At 26.8% G+C, this 2,818-nt stretch carries 3 protein-coding genes; all 3 read right to left on the reverse strand.

Annotation, left to right across the window (positions count from 1 at the left end; genetic code table 11):
• Positions 1-668 precede the first annotated feature (668 nt).
• Positions 669-1,550 carry a hypothetical protein gene (locus tag B2217_RS11490; protein WP_291122618.1) on the reverse strand — a complete coding sequence of 294 codons (882 nt, stop codon included), beginning with the start codon at positions 1,548-1,550 and terminating at the stop codon, positions 669-671.
• Entirely contained in the window at positions 1,547-2,374 is an 828-nt protein-coding gene (locus B2217_RS11495) for a HipA family kinase (protein ID WP_180906471.1), read from the reverse strand. Before B2217_RS11495 ends, B2217_RS11490 begins: the two co-directional genes overlap by 4 nt.
• Positions 2,375-2,502: 128 nt before the next feature.
• Positions 2,503-2,818 (reverse strand): GIY-YIG nuclease family protein (locus B2217_RS11500; RefSeq protein WP_291122620.1); only part of this gene is annotated, 316 nt, incomplete at its 5' end.

Below are 2,818 nucleotides of genomic sequence, written 5' to 3' on the forward strand. Positions count from 1 at the left end.
AAATACATTCATCTGGAAGGTAAAAATGTAACTGTTTTTGAGGTTAAAAAAAGGTGAGACATTGTTCAATGAAAACCTAAATAATTCGAAAATTAATTACATTTTGGAGGTCTACCCCACTCATTTATTGGAAACCTAGTATTTCCAATTATTGAATGATAAAAAATCATTATCGTTATTCTTATGATAGTAGATTCCTCATTCGTTGTCACTTCTTCGGAATGACAGGTATTCTTTGTTATTTCGAAGCATCGAGAAATTTCCTTTCATTTTTTGAGCGCAAAAAACGAAACAAAAAACGCTTGGCTGTAAATCTATTTGACTAAAAATAATTTCTTTTCACTAAAGATTTTAAAAACCCTACGGGCTAAAACCTTTTATACGTTACAATCAATTATTTTCTTAACGTCATAGATTTAATGCCGGTTTTTATTAAGTGCTATGTTGTACGCTTAATGTTTTACGTTTTTTTATTGATAATCAAATTCAGTTTTGGAAACGGGTTTTGTCATTCTGGGCTTGTTTCAGAACGCATCAAATTTGTTATTCATATGACTTAGTATACTATGTTTTGCAAACGTCACTCTGACTGACCTGATATGAATTCAGCTATATAATTCGTGTTTTTATTGATAATCATAATTAATCATTAATGATTAAGGATTTTTCTATCTTATTTGTTTTTGTTCAATTAAAGCTGAGAATTTAGTAGCACCAGAATTAATAATTTTAGTCGTAATATTATCTAATTGATCTGAATTGACAATTTTATATAAATCGTTTTCTTGACTAATTAAAGCTTCATATAATTCTGCATATTTATCGTCATACCCCTTATACTCATCTATAACCAAGTAATGTCGATTGTTTTCTGGATGCATAACTTTATCTTCAGAAAATCTGTTTAGTCTATAACTTAAACTTTCTAATTCTGAAACATCTTTCTGAATATTTTCAAGTGTTCTGTTTGAATTGATATCAATACATTTTACACTATAAATAGAACCGTTAACACCTATTCCATTTAATTTATAATCAAAGAATAATGATGGAATTATTTTTTTTTCTATTCTATAATCTATATCAATAATATGCTCTAAAGGCTTACTAAATTTATTTTCTACACGTTGTATAAATACTTGATCAACTTTTTTATTTCTTGCATTTGATTTAAACTCGCCAATGTATTTATCATAGAATGTATTGAAAAATGCTTCGTTTACATCCATATTCAATTCAACAGGTTTATCAAATTGAATCAAACCATTACTATAAATAGAAAGACGGTCAATGTATAGTTTAAGGTTGTAAGAGTTCTCTTTGACAAATAATTTATCCTTAACATTGATATCTAAATAATCTTTTATTTTTTTTACATTATAATTTAAAAGATCATCACGATGATCTGAAAATTTAGAAATCAATTTAATTTTAGATTCAGAGAATCTATAAAATACATTGGTTGTAGAAATCGCAATTAACCCAATAACAATATTCTCCTTCGATAAGGAGTTATTAAAATACCTGATTAAACTGTAATACGATTTCATCTTAGTAAATTGATTAATTTGTTAGCGACTCTATTGTTTCTTTCTTGATTTTCTAATACCTCTATAATTTTCTTTCTCCCTGCTTTACTTAGTCCTATTTCAGAAGGTAAGAGATCTAAGAAGTTAGGTAAAACATCAAGTGTTATACCAATCTTTTCAAGAATTCTATTATGATACGTTGAAATTATTTCTTTCTCTGCAAATTTACAAATCTTTTTAGTGAAATCGGTAGTTATTAACATATTAGACAAATCACTATCCATGATAGTAATTTTAAGCCCTTTGTAATTGATTTGATTTGCAAATAGCTGCGTATGATCTATCGCAACAAAATCTAATTTACCATAATCTTCAACTAAAAGTAAATTAGTATTATTAATTCTTCGATCTTTATTCCCTAACCATATATCACAAAAAGCTATATCTAAAAATAAATAAGGGTTTAAAAATTTATTGAAATCATTTTTACTCGTAATAGTCAAGTTATGTATATCTACATCTATCTGATTAACAACTTCTTTAACTCCAATAATAAATAATTCTTCTAAATTATAATCACTATATTTAGTAACTATATTATTATCTGTTATAAAACGCTGTAAAAGTTCGTTTTCAATTTTTATTACATTGATTTCAGGTACCCGAATTCCCCAACTACTATAAATAAAATTACCAATCAATTCGTTAATAATATCTTCTAATGGTGGATGAGTTTTAAATATAGTTTTAGCAAAATAAATTTCTGCATCCTCAGCTAACACCTTAATCGGGATGCTATTTGTACCTAAAATATCGATTATTTGAACTGCGTTAATTACTTGCATTATAGATATCATCAAATATATTCACTAAAAATACAAAAATAATTACAACATAAATTACGCATAAACCAACTTATAAAGTTTAATAAGTAAAAGTAATTATTTTAATTCAGATGTCAAAAATTATGAGCTTACATTAAACTCGTTGGAAATTCTTCTTCAATCATTTCAATTGGTTCTATAGTTGATTGTTCTTTTAGTAGTAATGATTCTCTATATTCCATCGCCTCCGCATCTGTTATAAATTCAGCCTCAAAGCCTAACTCTACTATTTTTTCTTTAATTTCTTGAAGAGTTACATTAAAAAACTCTCTTCTATAGTTAAATAAATTGACAGCTTTATCTGCAAAAGCTTTATGCAATTCATATTCTAAAGTTCTGGCTTCATCACTATAAATCATGGCATGAACATCAAATCGAAATGGGACTGAGGCATCTCCTAGTTCT

The sequence above is a fragment of the Empedobacter sp. UBA7620 genome (assembly GCF_002484185.1).
Taxonomy (GTDB): domain Bacteria; phylum Bacteroidota; class Bacteroidia; order Flavobacteriales; family Weeksellaceae; genus Empedobacter; species Empedobacter falsenii_C.